This window comes from Burkholderia pseudomultivorans (assembly GCF_902499075.1).
In the GTDB taxonomy this organism is placed as follows: Bacteria; Pseudomonadota; Gammaproteobacteria; order Burkholderiales; family Burkholderiaceae; genus Burkholderia; species Burkholderia pseudomultivorans.
This window is the reverse complement of sequence record NZ_CABVPP010000002.1, coordinates 39700-56539: the sequence shown is the minus strand read 5'-3', so window position 1 is coordinate 56539 and position 16840 is coordinate 39700. Positions and strand designations below refer to the sequence as shown.

Below are 16840 nucleotides of genomic sequence, written 5' to 3'. Positions count from 1 at the left end.
TTTTTTCCCGTCCGCTGTTGTAATATCGGGCGTTTTGTCCAATACAACCCGTCACGCATGCTCGATTTCTTCCGTAATCACCAGCGCCTGATGATGGCGCTCCTGCTCCTGATCGTATTGCCGGGGCTGGGCTTCGTCGGGATCCAAGGTTTCCGCGGCTTTTTCGACGATAGCGCGAACGTCGCGGCGGTCAACGGGCACAAGATCACGCGGGTCGAATTCGACGGCGCGTTCCGCCAGCAGATCGACCAGGCGCGCCAGGCGCTTGGCGGGCAGTTCGACATCAAGGCGTTCGATACGCCCGACCACCGCAAGCAAGTGCTCGACGGCCTGATCCAGCAACGCGTGCTGGCCGACGAAACGCAGCGGCTGCACCTGACCGCGTCCGACAACGCGGTGCGCGAAGCGCTGCTGAGCGACCCGATGATCGCGTCGCTGAAGAAGCCGGACGGCACGATCGACGTCGAGCGCTATGCACAGCTGCTGTCGTTCCAAGGCATGACGCCCGAGCAGTACCAGGAGCGCGTACGCTACAGCCTCGCGCTGCAGCAGATCCCGGCCAGCATCGTGTCGAGCGCGTTTACGCCGAAGAGCCTCGCGCAGCATCTGTCGGAACTGGCCGCGCAGCAGCGCGAAGTGCAGGCGCTCGTGCTGAAGACCAGCGACTACGCGGCGAAGGTGCAACCGACCGACGCGCAGCTCGCCGCGTACTACGACGCGCACAAGCAGAGCTTCGCGACGCCCGAGACGGCGACGATCCAGTACCTCGTCTATTCGCCGGCCGCGGCTGCTGCCAGCGCACAGCCGACCGACGCGGACATCAAGAAGTTCTACGACGACAACCCGACGCACTTCCGCACCGAAGCGCAGGTGCGCGTGAGCCACATCTTCATCGCGGCCGCGAGCGACGCGAGCGCGGCGGACAAGGCGGCCGCGAAGGCGAAGGCCGAGCAGCTGCTGGCCGACGTGAAGGCGCATCCCGACCAGTTCGCGCAGATCGCGCAGAAGAACTCGCAGGACGCGCCGTCGGCAGCGAAGGGCGGCGACCTGGGCTTCATCACGCGCGGCTCGACGGCGGGCGGCAAGGCGTTCGACGATGCGGCGTTCGCGCTGAAGCAGGGCGACGTGAGCGGCGTCGTGCAGTCGGACCTCGGCTTCCACATCCTGAAGGCGACCGAGGTGAAGCCGTCGGTGGTCAAGCCGTTCGCGGAAGTGAAGGACGAGATCGCCGCGAGCCTGAAGCAGCAGTACGCATCGAAGGCGTTCTCGGACAACGCGGAAGGCTTCACGTCGACCGTGTATGAAAAGGCGAAGAGCCTGCAGCCGGCCGCCGACAAGTACAAGCTGACGATCCAGACCGCGACCGTCACGCCGACGCCGAACCCGCAGCTGCCGCCGACGAGCCCGCTGAACAACCCGAAGTTCCTGGCCGCGGTGTTCTCGAACGACTCGGTGAAGAACCAGAACAACACGCAGGCGATCGACGTCGGCAACAACACGCTGATCTCGGCGCGCGTGACCGACTACAAGCCGGCCACCGTGCCCGCGCTCGACGCGATCAAGGATGCGGTGCGCCAGAAGGTCGTCGCCGAGCAGGCGGCCGAACTCGCGAAGAAGGACGGCACGGCGAAGCTCGCGGAGCTGCGGAAGTCGAAGTCGACCGAAGGCTTCGCGGCCGCGCAGAAGGTCTCGCGCACGCAATCGCAGGGCCTGACGCCGGCCGCGCTGAGCGCCGTCTACAAGGTCGATGCGAAGACGCTGCCGGCCTACGTCGGCGTCGATCTCGGCGCGGACGGCTACGCGATCTACCGCGTGAACGCGGTGGTTCCCGGTTCGGCCGTCGATCCGCAGCAGCTCGCGGGCGCGCAGCAGCAGATGGCGCAGGTCGAAGCGCAGAGCGAAGGCGAAGCGTATCTCGCCGCGCTGCGCGACCGGTCGAAGGTCAAGCTGTACGGTTCGACCGCCAGCCAGTCGAAGGACGGCGAGGACTGAACGCGCCGAGCACCGTTTCCCGCGCAACCATCGAAAAACCCCGCTCGAAGCGGGGTTTTTTCTTTCCCGCGCGTGGCGATCAGCCGCGCGGCCTGGTCAACAGCGGTTTCAGCGTCGGCCACACGTTGTCGAGCAGCACGCCCTGCGCCTGTTGCGCCGGATGGATCTGGTCGGACTGGAACATGTCCGGCTTGTTCTCGATGCCGGCCAGCAGGAACGGCACGAGCGGCACGCCGAGATCCTTCGACAACCGCGTATAGACGGCATGGAACTTCTGCGTGTAGTCGGGCCCGTAGTTGGGCGGCACGTACATGCCGACCAGCACGACCTTTGCCTGCGCGCGCCGCGCATCGGCGACGATGTCGCGCAGGTTGCGCTCGGTCGTCGCGAGCGGCACGCCGCGCAGCGCATCGTTCGCGCCGAGCTCGACGACGACGATCGACGGCTTGAGCCGCTGCAGCACCGCGGGCAGCCGCGCGCGGCCGCCGCTTGTGGTGTCGCCACTGACGCTCGCGTTCGCGACGCTATAATCGATCCGCTCGGCCGCGAGCCGCTGCCGCAGCAGCGCGACCCAGCCGGTGTCGCGCGGCAACCCGTATTCGGCCGACAGGCTGTCGCCGAGCACGACGATCACGGGCTGCGCCGAGGGCGCGGCCGGCGCCGGTGCGGCGCGTGCGAATCCGGTCGCGGCCAGCATGCCGCCCAGCAGCGCGGCGAGTGTCGCGCGCCTTTTCCAGCGAAGTGTCCTGTCCATGTTCAAGATTACCGATCCGATCATCGAAGTCCATGACGTGTGCAAGCGGGTCGCCGACGCGACGGGCGAGCTGACGATCCTCGACGGCATCACGCTCGCCGTGCGGCCCGGCAGCAGCCTGGCGATCGTCGGCGCGTCGGGGTCGGGCAAATCGACGCTGCTCGGCCTGCTTGCGGGGTTGGACAGCGCGACGAGCGGCACGGTTCGCCTGCTCGGCCGCGCGCTCGACCAGCTCGACGAGGATGCGCGCGCCGCGCTGCGCAATGGCGCGGTCGGCTTCGTGTTCCAGTCGTTCCAGCTGATGCCGCACTTGACCGCGCTCGAGAACGTGATGCTGCCGCTCGAACTGCAGGGCGGCGTCAGTGCGCGCGAAGCCGCCGACCGTGCGCGCGCGCTGCTGGTGCAGGTGGGCCTCGCCGAGCGCACCGCGCATTACCCGAAGCTGCTGTCCGGCGGCGAGCAGCAGCGCGTCGCGCTGGCGCGCGCGTTCGTCACGCGTCCGGCGATCCTGTTTGCCGACGAGCCGACCGGCAGCCTCGATGCGGCGACGGGTCACGCGGTCATCGACCTGATGTTCGAGCTGAACCGGACGCACGGCGCGACGCTGGTGCTCGTCACGCACGATCCCGAACTCGCGCGCCGCTGCGCGACCACGGTCACGCTCGACGCGGGACGCATCGTCGCGCCGCACGCGGCATAACGCCGCGCTTTCCTGCTTTTCTGCCTGCCGGCTTGCGCGCACATTGCCCCGTGCGCAAGCCGGCGCGGACCGTCGCGTCAGCGCTTGAGCGCCGCGCGGGCGCGCGCGATCAGCGCGGTCGTCGACGAGTCGTGCTTCGCGGCATCGAGCGTTTCGGCCGACAGGTCAGCCTCGACGACCTTGCCGAGGATCTTGCCGAGTTCGACGCCCCACTGGTCGAACGGATTGATGTCCCACACGGTCGCCTGCACCAGCACCTTGTGCTCGTAGAGCGCGATCAGCGCGCCGAGCGTGCGCGGCGTCAGCGCGTCGACCAGCAGCGTCGTCGTCGGGCGGTTGCCGGGGAACGTCAGGTGCGGCGCGAGCGCCTCCTTGCCGGGGCCGGCGACCTTGCGCGCCTCGTCGAGCGTGCGGCCGAGCATCAGCGCCTCGCTCTGCGCGAAGCAGTTCGCGAGCAGCTTCGGGTGATGGCTCGCGAGCGGATGCTCGGGCGTCAGCACCGCGATGAAGTCGATCGGCACGATCGTCGGCCCCTGGTGCAGCATCTGGAAGAACGCGTGCTGGCCGTTGGTGCCCGGTTCGCCCCAGGTCACGGCCGAGGTCGGGTAGTCGACGAACGTGCCGTCCAGGCGCGCGGACTTGCCGTTGCTCTCCATCTCGAGCTGCTGCAGGTATGACGGCAGGAAGTGCAGCGCCTCCGAATATGGCGCGACGAGATAGCTCTGCGAACCGAAGAAGTTCCGGTACCAGATGCCGATCAGGCCGAGCAGCACCGGCAGGTTGCGCTCGAGCGGCGCTTCGCGGAAGTGGCGGTCCATGTCGTTCGCGCCGGCGAGCAGTTCGTCGAACTGCTCGGGGCCGACCGCGATCATGATCGACAGGCCGACCGCCGACCACAGCGAGTAGCGGCCGCCGACCCAGTCCCACATTTCGAACACGTTGTCCGCGGCGATGCCGAATTTCACGACTTCGGCCGGGTTCGCCGACACGCCGACGAAATGCTTCGCGAGCGCGTCCTCGGGGCAGCCCTTCGCGACGAACCAGTCGCGCAGCGATCGCGCGTTCGTCATCGTCTCGAGCGTCGTGAAGGTCTTCGACACGATGATCGCGAGCGTTTCCTCGGGATCGACCTGCTCGAGCACGCGCGCGAGGTCGGCGCCGTCGACGTTCGACACGAAGTGCGTCGCGATCTCGGGCGTCGCGACGTGGTGCAGCGCATGCACGACCATCTTCGGCCCGAGGTCGGAGCCGCCGATGCCGATGTTGATCACGTGACGGATGCGCTTGCCGGTATAGCCGGTCCAGGTGCCGCTGCGCACCGCGCGCGCGAAGGCGGCCATCTTCGCGCGTTCGGCGCTCACCTGCGCATGGAACGGCGCGTTCGGGTCGGTCGCGCGCAGCGCGGTGTGCAGCGCGGCGCGGTCTTCGGTCGGATTGACGATCTCGCCGGCGAACATCGCGTCGCGGCGCGCCTCGACGCGCACGTCGCGCGCGAGCTGCACGAGCAGGCGGAGCGTTTCGTCGGTGATGCGGTTCTTCGAGAAGTCGGCGGCGAGGCCGCCGCCCGCGAACGTGAAGCGTTCGGCGCGGGTCGGTGCGGGATCGTTCGCCGGGGCGAACCAGTCGCGCAGACGCGCGTGACGGATCTGTTCGAAGTGGGATTGAAGGGCAGTCCAGGCGGGGAGCGAATTCAGCGTCATGGCGGTTCGAGTGAAGCGTGAATCGTGAGGAATGCCGCGCCGGCGCATCGGGATCGGACGGCCGGCGGACGAGGGGAGCCGCCGTGCGGCGGGGCAGTCAGTATAGCGGCGTTATGTGTCGGCGCGCGGCGACGGGTAAAAAAGGCGGTTGAGCAGCGTGCGCACCATCGGCGCGAGTTCGCCCGCCGCGAGCCCGGCCGGGCCGGCGCCGTTCGCGCTCAGCGTGTCGGCGGCCAGCCCGTGCAGGTAGACGCCCGCGAGCGCCGCCTCGTACGGCGCGACGCGCTGCGCGAGCAGCGCGCCGATCAGGCCGCCGAGCACGTCGCCGGTGCCGCCGGTGGCGAGCGCGGCATTGCCGGTCGGATTGACGGTCAGGCGTCCGTCCGGCGCCGCAATCACCGTGCCCGAGCCCTTCAGCACGACGATCGCCGCGTAGCGCGCGGCCAGCGCCTGCGCGGCCGCGAGGCGGTCGCGCTGTACGCTCGCGGTGTCGCTGCCGAGCAGCCGGGCCGCTTCGAGCGGGTGCGGGGTCAGCACGCACGCGCAGCCGCGTGCGCCGCGCGCGGCCACGGCGGCGGCCAGGTCGGCATGCGCGGCGACGAGGTTCAGCGCGTCGGCGTCGAGCAGCGTCGCGGCGTCGTGCGCGAGCGCGTCGCGCACGAGCGTGGCCGCCGCGTCGCGCGTGCCGAGGCCGCAGCCGGCCGCGATCGCGGTCATCGCGCCGAGGTCGAAGCGGTCGGCCGGATGCAGCATCAGTTCGGGGAACGGCGGGTCGTACGGCGGCGCGCCGGCGCCGAGGAAGCCGACGTGTACCTTGCCGGCGCCCGCGAACAGCGCGGCGCGCGCGGCGAGGATCGGCGCGCCGCACATGCCGGTGTCGCCGCCGAGCACCGCGATGCTGCCGAACGTGCCCTTGTGGGACGCAGCCGCGCGCGCGGGCAGCGCGGCCGCGAACCGCGCGGGCGCATTCAGCACGGCCGCGGGCGCGGCGGGCGGCGCGACTTCGAGCGACGCGATCTCGATCGTGCCGGCGAGATCGCGGCCCTCGCCCATGTAGAGGCCGGGCTTCGCGCCGATGAAGCTCAGCGTGTGCGTCGCGGCAACGGCCGCGCCCGCGCCGACGATCTGTCCGGTATCGCTGTCGAGGCCGCTCGGCACGTCGAGCGCGAGCACGCGGCCGCCGCGGCGGGCGTGTGCGGCGATGCGCGCGGCCTGTTCGGCGAACACGCCGTCCAGCGCGCGGCCCAGGCCGATGCCGAACAGGCCGTCGACGACCCACGCGTAGTCGTCCAGCGACGCGGGCGGGTCGGCCGACAGCGGCACGCCGGCCGCGCGTGCGATGCCGAGCGCCCATTGCGCGTCGTCCGGCTTGACCGGCACCGGCATCCACGCCTGCGTCGCGACGCCGAGCTGCTGAAGCCGCGCGGCCGCGACGAGCGCGTCGCCGCCGTTGTTGCCGGGTCCGACCGCGAACCAGACGGGGCGTTCGTCGCGGGCGACGCGCGCGGACAGCCAGCGCGCGGCGGCGTCGCCGGCACGGCCCATCAGCGTGTGCGGCGGCAGCGTGGCGGCGGCGTCGCGTTCCGCGGCGCGCAGCTCGGCCACGCGCAGCAGCGCGATCGGATCGGAGTCGGGAGAAAGAAGGGCAGCGGTCATGGCGGCGAAGGAGGCGGCCGCCCGGGACACGGGCCCGTGGCGGTCAGGTCGTGAAGCGCCCGGCGCGCAGCGCGGCGAGCGTGTCGGCGGGCCAGTGCTGCAGGTCGCCGCCAACGTAGTCGGTCACCACTTTAGCAGACCCGCACGCGAGCCCCCAACCGGCCGGGCCGTGGCCGAAATTGACGAATACGCGCGGATGCGGGGTCGGACCGACGACGGGCAGGCCGTCCGGCGACAGCAGCTGCGTGCCTTGCCACGACAGCGCGGCCGAGATCTTCGCGGCGCCGGGCACCCAGTCGTGAACGGCCTGGCCGAGCAGCGCGAGCGCGGCTTCCGACAGCGGTTCGGCGAGCGGCTTCGCGGTATCGGCCGCGCTTTGCAGCACGGCGCCGCCGCCGATGCGCAGCCGCTGCTGGGTGCGCGTGATCGCGATCCGCTTGATCGAATCGACGACGCTCAGGTGCGGCGCGTGTTCCTCGTACGCGACCGGCGCGGTCAGCGTATGGACCCGCATCGGGTGCAGCGGCACGCGCCAGCCGAGCCGTTCGAGCAGCGGCAGGCTGCCGGCGCCGGCAGCGACCACGATCGCGTCGGCGGACATCACGTCGACTTCGTGCGCACGCGCCGCGCGCCCGTCGGCGGCCGACGGCGCAAGTTCGACCGCGACGCGGCCCGAATCGAGGCGAAGCGCGGCGACTTCCGCGCCGAAGCGGAACTGCACGCCCTGTCCGTCGAGCGTCTGCTTGACCAGTTTCGCGAACAGCGGGCAGTTGCCGGTGCGCTCGGTCTCGAGCAGCACGCCGCCGGCGAAGCCGGGTTCGGCCGGCACCGACGGTTCGAGCGCCGCGCAGGCGGCGGCGTCCAGCGTGCGGTGCGGCAGGTCGAGCGCGCGCAGCAGTTCGAGCGCGGGCTGCATCGCTTCCCAGTCGCGCGGATCGCGCACCACGTGCAGGACGCCGGTTTTCTGCTCGAATTCGAGTTCGAGGCGCGCCTCGAGGTCGGCAATCGCGTCGCGCGACGCGTCGATCAGCGGGCGCAGCCGCGCGTACTGCGCGGCGAACGCACCGGGTTCGCGCAGCACGCCGAGCTGCTTGACGAAACGGCGAACGCCGCCGTTGAAGCCCGGCTTGTAGACGATGCCGCTGTCGCGCGGCTGGCGCTGGCGCATGAAGGTCGGCCCGAACCAGACGTCGAGCGGGCTCGGCAGCAGCGTGCCGCCGTCGCCGTAGGTCGCGCCCTGCGCGACGGTCGCATGGCGTTCGACGACGCACACGCGGTGGCCGGCTGCGCGCAGCTGGTAGGCGGTGGCGACGCCGCTGATTCCGCCGCCGATGACGATGACATCCATGGATTGCTTCGATGACGGGCGGCGCGCGCTGCCCGATGAGAATTCGCGTGACGGGCCCGCGGCCCGGTGAACCGCGAATGATAGCGCCAAAATCGCGGGAACCGGCGCCGCGCGGTTGCGCCGGCGCCGGGCGCGGCGCGGTTGCACCGCGCGATCCGGTGTGGCCGGCGCGTGGTGCGCCGGCTGGCGGGCGATACCGCGCGGCCGGCGTCGCGGTACGCGCGGGCCGCCGATCGGCCGGTCTTGGGCGACCGACTTCCGGGTATAATTACGGCCTTCCTTTCGCCCCACGTCGCCCAGTTGCGCGACTCATCGACGTCAGTCCAGCCCATGGCTCACTTCTCGTGTTTTCCCGGCGCTTCGGCCCTCTCCGATTTCCGTCAAACCCGTCTGCTCGACACGCTCAGGCAAATCGACGCCAACATCGTCGCGGTGCGCGGCCAGTTCCTGCATTTCGTCAATGCGGCCGAGCCGCTGTCGGCCGACGACAGCGCGCGTATCGATGCGCTGATGCACTACGGCGCGCCGTTCGAGCCGGCGTCCGAGAAGGGCACGACCGAAACCTTCGTCGTGCTGCCGCGCTTCGGCACGGTTTCGCCGTGGGCGAGCAAGGCGACCGACATCGCGCAGCATTGCGGCCTCACGCACGTGCGCCGCATCGAGCGCGGCGTCGAATTCACGGTCACGCTGAAGTCGGGCCTGCTCGGCGGCAAGAAGGCGCTGTCCGACGAGGCGCGCGCAGCCGTGGCAGCCGCGCTGCATGACCGCATGACCGAAAGCGTGGTCGCCGCGCGCGACGACGCGAAGCACCTGTTCGACGAACTGCCGGCCAAGCCGCTGACGACCGTCGACGTGCTCGGCGCCGGCCGCGGCGCGCTCGAACGCGCGAACGTCGAACTGGGCCTCGCGCTGGCCGACGACGAGATCGACTATCTGGTCGATGCGTTCCGGAAGCTCGAACGCAACCCGACCGACGTCGAGCTGATGATGTTCGCGCAGGCGAACAGCGAACACTGCCGCCACAAGATCTTCAACGCGCAATGGACGATCGACGGCGAAGCGCAGGACATGTCGCTGTTCGCGATGATCCGCAACACCGAGAAGCTGAGCCCGCAGGGCACCATCGTCGCGTATTCGGACAACTCGTCGATCATGGTCGGCGCCGAGGCCGAGCGCTGGTTCCCGCGCGGCGGCGCGGGCGAGGCCGGTGCGCCGGGCGAGCGCTACGGCCGCCATACCGAGCTCACGCACACGCTGATGAAGGTCGAGACGCACAACCATCCGACCGCGATCTCGCCGTTCCCCGGCGCAGCGACCGGCGCGGGCGGCGAGATCCGCGACGAAGGTGCGACCGGCCGCGGCGCGCGTCCGAAGGCCGGCCTGACGGGCTTCACCGTGTCGAACCTCGACCTGCCCGACGCCCGCCAGCCGTGGGAAAACGCGCGCGACGCCGCGCAGCCGGTCGGCGAGCGCAACCCCGACGAGCAGCACGGCCCGTACGGCCGTCCGGACCGCATCGCGTCGCCGCTGCAGATCATGATCGACGGCCCGCTCGGCGGCGCCGCGTTCAACAACGAATTCGGCCGGCCGAACCTCGGCGGCTACTTCCGCGTGTACGAGCAGAACGTCGGCGGCACCGTGCGCGGCTATCACAAGCCGATCATGATCGCGGGCGGGCTCGGCAACATCGCGGACCAGCATACGCACAAGCACGACGTGCCGGCCGGCTCGCTGCTGATCCAGATCGGCGGCCCCGGCATGCGGATCGGGATGGGCGGCGGCGCCGCGAGCTCGATGGCGACTGGCGCGAACACGGCCGAGCTCGATTTCGACTCGGTGCAGCGCGGCAACCCGGAAATCGAGCGCCGCGCGCAGGAAGTGATCAACGGCTGCTGGCAGCTCGGCGCGGACAACCCGATCCTGAGCATCCACGATGTCGGCGCGGGCGGCCTGTCGAACGCATTCCCCGAAATCGTCGACGGCGCGGGCAAGGGCGCGCGCTTCGAGCTGCGCAAGGTCGCGCTCGAGGAGTCGGGCCTGTCGCCGCGCGAAATCTGGTCGAACGAGGCGCAGGAGCGCTACGTGCTGGCGATCGCACCGGCCGACCTGCCGCGCTTCGAGGCGATCTGCGCGCGCGAGCGCTGCCCGTTCTCGGTGGTCGGCGTCGCGACCGACGAACTCCAGCTGCAACTCGTCGACGACCAGGCGAGCGGCGCGGATGCGTACCCGGTCGACATGCCGATGGACGTGCTGCTCGGCAAGCCGCCGCGCATGCACCGCGACGTCGCGCGCGTGACGACCGAGCGCGCGCCGGTCGACGTGACCGGCATCGCGCTGTCCGAAGTTGCGGTCGACGTGCTGAAGCACCCGACGGTCGCGAGCAAGTCGTTCCTGATCACGATCGGCGACCGCTCGGTCGGCGGCACGTCGGTGCGCGACCAGATGGTTGGCCCGTGGCAGGTGCCGGTGGCCGACTGCGCGATCACCGCGCTCGACTATGCGGGCTTCAAGGGCGAGGCGATGACGATGGCCGAGCGCACGCCGCTCGCGGTGATCGATGCGCCGGCCTCGGGCCGGATGGCCGTCGGCGAGGCGATCACCAACATCGCGAGCGCGCCGATCGCGTCGCTCGACAAGCTGAAGCTGTCGGCGAACTGGATGGCCGCGTGCGGCACGGCCGGCGAGGACGCCGCGCTGTTCGACACCGTGAAGGCGATCGGCATGGAGCTGTGCCCGGCGCTCGGCATCGGCATCCCGGTCGGCAAGGACTCGCTGTCGATGAAGACCAAGTGGGACGAGCAGGGCGTCGCGAAGGAAGTGGTCGCGCCGGTGTCGCTGATCATCTCCGCGTTCGCGTCGGTCGAAGACGTGCGCCGCCACCTGACGCCGCAACTGCGCCGCGTCGCGGACGCCGGCGACAGCGTGCTGATCGCGATCGATCTCGGCCGCGGCAAGAACCGGATGGGCGGCAGCATCTTCGCGCAGGTCACGCAGCAGGTCGGCGACACGACGCCCGACGTCGACGATCCGGAAGACCTGAAGCGCTTCTTCGCCGCGATCCAGTCGCTGAACGCGCAGGGCAAGCTGCTCGCGTATCACGACCGCTCGGACGGCGGCCTGTGGGCGACGGTGTGCGAAATGGCGTTCGCGGGCCACGCCGGCGTGTCGCTGAACGTCGACATGCTGACGCTCGACGCGAACCACGAATCGGACTACGGCGACGCGAAGGACTGGGCGAAGCAGACGAGCGGCCGTCGCGACGACCGCACGCTGCGCGCGCTGTTCTCCGAAGAACTCGGCGCGGTCGTGCAGGTGCGTGCGGCCGATCGCGACGCGGTGCTCGGCGCGCTGCGCGAATTCGGCCTGTCGACCTGTTCGCACGTGATCGGTACGGTCAACGAGCGCGACGTGATCGAGGTGTACCGCGACGCGAAGAAGATCTTCGACGCGCCGCGTGTCGAACTCCATCGCGCGTGGAGCGAAGTAAGCTGGCGCATCGCGCGCCTGCGCGACAACCCCGCGTGCGCGGATGCCGAATACGACGCGCTGCTCGACGCGGCCGATCCGGGCCTCTCGCCGGTGCTGAGCTTCGATCCGGCCGACGACGTCGCCGCGCCGTTCATCGCGACGGGCGCACGGCCGCGCGTCGCGATCCTGCGCGAGCAGGGCGTGAACTCGCATCTTGAGACGGCCTATGCGTTCGACCGCGCGGGCTTCGACGCGCACGACGTGCACATGAGCGACCTGCTCGCGGGCCGCGCGTCGCTCGCCGATTTCGCGGGCGCGGTCGCGTGCGGCGGCTTCTCGTACGGCGACGTGCTGGGTGCGGGCGAAGGCTGGGCGAAGACGATCCGCTTCAACGCGAACCTCGCCGACATGTTCTCGGCCTTCTTCGCGCGTCCCGACACGTTCGCGCTCGGCATCTGCAACGGTTGCCAGATGCTGTCGAGCATCGCGTCGATGATCCCGGGCGCGGAAGCCTGGCCGAAGTTCACGCGCAACAAGTCGGAGCAGTTCGAGGCACGCTTCTCGTTCGTCGAGGTGCAGTCGTCGCCGTCGATCTTCTTCGCGGGGATGGAAGGCTCGCGGATTCCGGTCGCGGTCGCGCACGGCGAAGGCTATGCGGATTTCTCGCAGCAGGGCGACATCGAGCGCGTCGCGGTCGCGATGCGCTACGTCGACCACCGCGGCGAGGCGACCGAGCGCTATCCGTTCAACCCGAACGGTTCGCCGGCCGGCATCACGTCGGTGACGACGGCCGACGGCCGCTTCACCGTGCTGATGCCGCACATGGAGCGCGTGCACCGCACGGTCACGATGAGCTGGCACCCGGAAAGCTGGGGCGAAGCGAGCCCGTGGATGCGCGTGTTCCGCAACGCGCGCCGCTGGATCGGCTGATCGTCGTGTGGTTCGACCCGAACGCGCCGGTCGACGTCGTCACGCTGCGCGACGAGCGCCCGCGCGACGTCGACGCGATCGCCCGCGTGATCGTCGCGGCGTTCGCGGACGAACCGCAGCACGGGCAGTTCGAGCGGCGGATCGTCGATACGCTGCGTGCGGACGGCGCATTGAGCGTGTCGCTCGTCGCGGAACGCGACGGGCGCGTGATCGGACACGCTGCGTTCTCGCCGGTGTCGATCGGCGGCGAGCCGGCCGGCGCACAGCGCTGGTACGGGCTCGCGCCGCTTGCGGTGTCGCCCGATTGCCAGCGGCGCAGCGTCGGCGCGGGGCTCGTGCGCACGGGGCTCGACGCGTTGCGCCGGCTCGGCGCGCGCGGCTGCGTCGTGCTCGGCGAGCCCGCGTACTATGTGCGCTTCGGGTTCGCGCCGTTCGGCGACATCGTGTTTCCGGGCGCGCCGGCCGGGTATTTCCTCGCTCAGCCGCTCGACGAGGCCGCGCCGCGGCCGTCGGGCGAGGTCCGTTATCACGACGCGTTCTATCCGGTGTAGCGCATCGGCGCGCCGGTCGCGCATGCACGCGCCGCGCCGAATATCGCAAGCCGCTCTTCGGGGCGGCTTTTTTACATCCGCGTCGTTGCGTTCGTTTGCCGATGCCTGCCGCCGGGACTGTCCGATCGCGTTTCGGTGACCCGGCACACGGAATCGGCGGTCCGCCCTTGCTACGCTGCTCGCTTGAACGGAGGCAACCGGATGGAATCGGACAGCAACGGCGGCAGTTCGCGCGGCACGCATGCGCACCTGCACTCGATCCAGATCCTGCGGGCCGTCGCGGCGTTGCTGGTCGCGTTCTGGCATTTCGCGGCGGCGATGGCGATCTATCATCACGCGCCCGCGTGGATCAATACGCGCAATTTCGCCGCGATCGGCAACGCGGGCGTCGATCTGTTCTTCGTGATCAGCGGGTTCATCATCTTCCATACGCACCGGCGCGACACGGCGGGCTGCGCGGCCGCCGGCCGCTTCCTGCGGCGGCGGGCGCTGCGGATCTACCCGCTGTACTGGCTGTGGACCACGGCACTCGTCGCGATGTGGGGCATGCACGCCGTGCTGAAGACGCACCATCCGACGCTGCATTACCTGATCTGCTCGTACCTCCTGTGGCCCGCGCCGAACCAGGACGGCGTCTGGCGGCCGTTTCTCGAACAGGGCTGGACGCTCGGCTACGAGTTCTACTTTTATCTCGCATTCGCCGCCGCCATCATGCTGGGGCTGCGCCGCCTGTTGCTGCCGTTTCTCGCGGGCGTGTTCCTGACGATCGGCCTGGCCAGCTATCTGCTCGACGCGCCGACTTCCGTCACGACGCTGACCTGCGCGCAACTGATCGTCGAATTCCTGCTCGGCATCGTCGCGTCGATTGCGTATGCGTACGCTCGCGCGGGCTGGACATCGGCCGCGACGTGGCGCGCCGGCGTGTTGCTGGCGAGCGTCGGTGTGCTGGGCCTGTTCGGCGCGGCACTGGCCGGTGCGGACGGGGTCGGCAATCCGCCGATGGAACTGTTCGTCGGCCATGCGCCGCGCGCGCTGCTTTACGGCGGCCCCGCGTTCATGCTGGTGCTGGGCGCGGTGCTGATCGACAGCGTGCGGCCGGTTGGCTTGCGCGGCCTCGTGTTTCTCGGCGACGCGTCGTATTCGATCTACCTGACACACGGTTTCGTCGTGGCAGGCATAGCGACGGCGCTCAAGCACGGTGCGGGGCAGCAGATCGGCGCGGACTGGATCGTCGCGGGCGGGATTGCGCTGGCCGCCGCGATCGGCGCCGGCGCTTACCGGCTGGTCGAGCGGCCGGTGCTGGCGTTTTTCGCGAAGATGTTCGCGACGGGGCGGCCGAGGCGGGCGGGCGCGGTGGAGGCGTAGCGGGGCGTCGCGCGCGGCGATGCCTCGGGACGGAAGGGCGATGCAAGCGCAGCCGGCAGCCGGAACAGCGCCGGCGCGCGCGAAATGAAAAAGGCCGCTCCGAGGGGCGGCCTTTGCACCGGCGAAGTTCGCCGTCAGCGTTACTGGATCTTCGCCTGCTGGCGCAGGCCTTCCTCGAACGCTTGCAGCTTCTGCTGCACGAGCTGCTGCGCGATCTGCGCCTTCACCTGGTCGAACGGCGGCGGGGCGACGTCGCGAATGTCGTCGACGCGGATGATGTGCCAGCCGAACTGCGTTTTCACCGGCTCGTCGGTCATCTGGCCCTTCTGCAGCTTCTGCGCGGCCGCCGCGAATTCCGGCACGTAGGCCTTCGGATCCGACCAGTCGAGGTCGCCGCCGTTCTTGCCCGAACCCGGATCCTTCGAGTACTGCTTGGCCAGGTCCTCGAACTTCGCACCGGCCTTGATCTTCGCGATCAGGTCCTTCGCCTGCTGCTCGTTGTCGACGAGGATGTGGTGCAGGTGATATTCGCGGTTGCCGCCGACGCCCTTCACGAGATCGTCGTAGCGCGCCTTCACTTCGGCGTCGGTCGGCTGGTTCTTCTTCAGGAAGTCCTCGATCATCGCGCGCAGCACGACGGTCTGCTGCGCGACGGCGACCTGCGCCTTCACGTCGGCCCGGTTCGGGATGCCGCGGCGGACCGCTTCCTGCATCAGGATTTCGCGGTTCACGAGTTCCTGACGCACGGCCTGCTGCAGTTGCGGGCTGTCGGTCTGGCCTTGTTGGACGAGCTGCGCGACCATCGCGTCGGCGCGCGACTTCGGAATCGGCGTGCCGTTGACGACGGCGATGTTCTGGGCGAAGGCCGGCGCGGCGGCAAACGCGGCCGCTGCGACCCACAGGCGGGGGGATTTCAGGATCATCGGGAATTCCTAATGAGACTTGATGGAAGATTCGTTGAATTCTTCGGGCGTGTAAGCCACGATCGCGAGCGCGTGAATGCCGCGCTGCATCGCATCGGCGAGCGCATCATACACCAGCCGGTGCCGCGCGACGCGCGGCTTGCCGGCGAACGCGGCCGACACGATCGTGACCGTATAGTGGCCGCCCGCCGCGGCGCCGGCGTGGCCCGCGTGCTGCGCGCTGTCGTCGCGCACCGCGAGCGAGGCAGGCGACAGCGCGGCGGTCAGGCGCGCCTCGATCAGCGCGATGCGCGCGTCGGGCGACGCATCGAGAAAAGCGTCCGTCATGTCATTCGTCCTTCAGGTACTTCGTGAGCCACAGGCTCTGCAGGATGATGAACACCACCATCGCGCCCGTCGTGCCGAACAGCTTGAAGTTCACCCATTGCGATTCGGTGAAGTTGTGCACCACGTACAGGTTCGCCACGCCGAGCACGGCGAAGAACAGCGCCCACGCAACGTTGAGCTTGTCCCACACGGGATGCGGCAGCGTCAGCTGCTTGCCCATCATCTTCTCGATCAGGTTGTTGCCGAACGCATAGCGCGCGGCGAGCAGCCCGATCGCAAACAGCCAGTACAGCACAGTCGGTTTCCATTGAATGAATTTCTCGTCGTGCAGGACGAGGGTGGCGCCACCGAAGACGACGATCACGCCGAGGCTGACCCACAGCATCGTGTCGACCTTCCGGTGCCGGAAGGCGACCCAGGCGACCTGGGCCAGTGTCGCGGCGATCGCGACGGCGGTGGCGGTGAAGATGCCCCAGACCTTGAAGGCGGCGAAAAACAGGATGATCGGAAACAGATCGAACAGGAATTTCATGGCGCTCGCAGCTGCGTGAAAGGCCGGCCTTTCACCGTTGTAGGGACCCGCCGGGCGCCGCCGGGGCGGATCGCGGCAAGCCGCGGGGGCCGCGCCGCGAAGGTCGCCCCGCGAGGGTCGCCCCATCGATCCGCCCGGCGCCGCTCATTCGTTTTCGGGTCGGGACTCGAAGTTTAACGCAGCCGAATTGATGCAGTACCGCAAACCGGTCTTGTCGCGCGGGCCGTCCTCGAACACGTGGCCGAGATGCGCGCCGCAATGGTTGCAGCGGACCTCGACGCGCACCATCCCGTGCGAGCGGTCGAGCCGCTCGTCGATCACCTCGCCGTTCAGCGGCTTGAAGTAGCTGGGCCAGCCGCAGCCCGAGTGGAATTTCGCGCCGGACTCGAACAGCGGCGTGCTGCAGACGACGCAGCGGTAGATGCCGGCGTCTTCGGTGTCGGTGTATTCGCCGGTGAACGCGCGCTCGGTCGCCGCATGCTGCGTGACCTCGTACTGCAGCGGCGTGAGGCGGCGGCGCAGCTCGGCGTCGTCCTTCCGGTACGGGAAGGTCTTGTCGTCGGAATCGTGGGACATGTGGGGTTCTCCTGATCG

The 16840-nt window shown here is 69.7% G+C and carries 13 protein-coding genes; 5 read left to right on the top strand and 8 right to left on the bottom strand.

The features are described from left to right. Window positions 1–57: 57 nt before the first annotated feature. Window positions 58–1992, top strand: a complete 1935-nt coding sequence (locus tag BST28156_RS02565) for a SurA N-terminal domain-containing protein (protein WP_174901396.1) — start codon at window positions 58–60, stop codon at window positions 1990–1992. A 79-nt stretch (window positions 1993–2071) separates the two neighbouring features. Here the strand turns inward: BST28156_RS02565 and BST28156_RS02560 are convergent, their stop codons facing one another. Further along, window positions 2072–2746 carry an arylesterase gene (locus tag BST28156_RS02560; RefSeq protein ID WP_059477806.1) on the bottom strand — a complete coding sequence of 225 codons (675 nt, stop codon included), beginning with the start codon at window positions 2744–2746 and terminating at the stop codon, window positions 2072–2074. Between BST28156_RS02560 and BST28156_RS02555 the strand changes: the two genes are divergently transcribed. Further along, window positions 2745–3446, top strand: coding sequence for an ABC transporter ATP-binding protein (locus tag BST28156_RS02555; RefSeq protein ID WP_060239597.1), 702 nt, complete (start codon window positions 2745–2747; stop codon window positions 3444–3446). The two genes, BST28156_RS02560 and BST28156_RS02555, sit on opposite strands and share 2 nt — an antisense overlap. Before the next feature lie 77 nt (window positions 3447–3523). On the opposite strand, the gene pgi is transcribed toward BST28156_RS02555, so the two are convergent. The 3 genes from pgi to BST28156_RS02540 form a co-directional block, all read right to left on the bottom strand. Then, window positions 3524–5146 carry a glucose-6-phosphate isomerase gene (gene pgi, locus BST28156_RS02550; RefSeq protein WP_174901395.1) on the bottom strand — a complete coding sequence of 541 codons (1623 nt, stop codon included), beginning with the start codon at window positions 5144–5146 and terminating at the stop codon, window positions 3524–3526. Between the two features lie 111 nt (window positions 5147–5257). Then, window positions 5258–6802: an NAD(P)H-hydrate dehydratase gene (locus tag BST28156_RS02545; RefSeq protein WP_174901394.1), complete on the bottom strand. Its 1545-nt coding sequence runs from the start codon at window positions 6800–6802 to the stop codon at window positions 5258–5260. Between the two features lie 43 nt (window positions 6803–6845). Next, window positions 6846–8441: an FAD-dependent oxidoreductase gene (locus BST28156_RS02540; RefSeq protein ID WP_437341281.1), complete on the bottom strand. Its 1596-nt coding sequence runs from the start codon at window positions 8439–8441 to the stop codon at window positions 6846–6848. 39 nt (window positions 8442–8480) lie between these two features. Between BST28156_RS02540 and purL the strand changes: the two genes are divergently transcribed. The 3 genes from purL to BST28156_RS02525 all read left to right on the top strand — a co-directional run bounded on the left by purL (window position 8481) and on the right by BST28156_RS02525 (window position 14464). Next, on the top strand, window positions 8481–12548 hold the full coding sequence (purL, locus tag BST28156_RS02535; RefSeq protein ID WP_174901393.1) for a phosphoribosylformylglycinamidine synthase: 4068 nt from the start codon (window positions 8481–8483) through the stop codon (window positions 12546–12548). A 5-nt stretch (window positions 12549–12553) separates the two neighbouring features. Continuing rightward, on the top strand, window positions 12554–13099 hold the full coding sequence (locus tag BST28156_RS02530; RefSeq protein ID WP_174901494.1) for a GNAT family N-acetyltransferase: 546 nt from the start codon (window positions 12554–12556) through the stop codon (window positions 13097–13099). 201 nt (window positions 13100–13300) lie between these two features. Next, window positions 13301–14464, top strand: coding sequence for an acyltransferase family protein (locus tag BST28156_RS02525; protein WP_174901392.1), 1164 nt, complete (start codon window positions 13301–13303; stop codon window positions 14462–14464). A gap of 140 nt (window positions 14465–14604) precedes the next feature. Here the strand turns inward: BST28156_RS02525 and BST28156_RS02520 are convergent, their stop codons facing one another. The 4 genes from BST28156_RS02520 to msrB form a co-directional block, all read right to left on the bottom strand. Beyond that, complete coding sequence (locus BST28156_RS02520; protein WP_060239577.1) at window positions 14605–15387, bottom strand: peptidylprolyl isomerase; 783 nt, start codon at window positions 15385–15387, stop codon at window positions 14605–14607. A 9-nt stretch (window positions 15388–15396) separates the two neighbouring features. Then, window positions 15397–15714: a BolA family protein gene (locus tag BST28156_RS02515; RefSeq protein ID WP_040127570.1), complete on the bottom strand. Its 318-nt coding sequence runs from the start codon at window positions 15712–15714 to the stop codon at window positions 15397–15399. A gap of 1 nt (window position 15715) precedes the next feature. After that, window positions 15716–16246, bottom strand: a complete 531-nt coding sequence (locus BST28156_RS02510; protein WP_006402253.1) for a septation protein A — start codon at window positions 16244–16246, stop codon at window positions 15716–15718. A 144-nt stretch (window positions 16247–16390) separates the two neighbouring features. Beyond that, entirely contained in the window at window positions 16391–16822 is a 432-nt protein-coding gene (gene msrB / locus BST28156_RS02505; protein WP_174901391.1) for a peptide-methionine (R)-S-oxide reductase MsrB, read from the bottom strand. Window positions 16823–16840: the final 18 nt, after the last annotated feature.